Origin of the sequence: Vibrio amylolyticus (assembly GCF_023145695.1) — a bacterium.
GTDB classification, from domain to species: domain Bacteria; phylum Pseudomonadota; class Gammaproteobacteria; order Enterobacterales; family Vibrionaceae; genus Vibrio; species Vibrio amylolyticus.
In genome coordinates, this window is record NZ_JAJHVV010000039.1 from 1 (window position 1) to 682 (window position 682).

Consider the following 682-nt stretch of genomic DNA (forward strand, 5'->3'; position numbering starts at 1 on the left):
GAATGAATCGTCGGCAGTTGGTTAGCATCAATATTCCATAAAGGGTCTAGCTGTGAAGTTGACATACGCCCCCCTTATCGCACTGACAAAGCTCTTGCATTAAATTACCCGCTTCGGTTATCGCTGCGTAAGATTCTGATGTCATTTCTGGCTTTGGTTTGACGATTTGAGGGCGCATATTCACACCCACAAATCGAGAAGCTGCAGCCGAAGGGTTGATTTTTACTGCGCCGCCTTGAATTTTAACGTTCGTGCTGCCATCCACCATAATCGAAGAGCCGTAAACTGAAATATTGCCATTCTTCTTCAGCGTAATGCCTGCAGATCCAACATGAACTTTTATTTCATCGGCAGAAATGACTGTGGTTTCAGCAGAGGATTTAATCGATGTGTTACCCTGCACTTGCACGTCCAGGTGCCCACCAACATTGAGCGACTCTTCTTTCGCCACCTCAGAAGAGCGAGATTCAAAGACCACAGTAGACTGTTCGCCATCCACGGTTAGCTCGTCATTCTTACCAATGGTCGTTTTTCTATGGCCACCCATCGTTAACTCTCGATCATTAGCCACGTTCACTGATTCATTTTCGTTATAGGTTACCGTGACGTCTTGCTCAACGGTCTCGGTAAAGGTTTGATTAGTGATAGAGGTTTTATCTCCATCAATGGTTTCTTGTCGGTT

At 45.5% G+C, this 682-nt stretch carries 1 pseudogene; it reads right to left on the reverse strand.

What is annotated here, in order from left to right:
- Nucleotides 1-46: 46 nt before the first annotated feature.
- Nucleotides 47-682, reverse strand: a pseudogene (locus KP803_RS21780) (bacteriophage T4 gp5 trimerisation domain-containing protein); the annotation flags it as partial.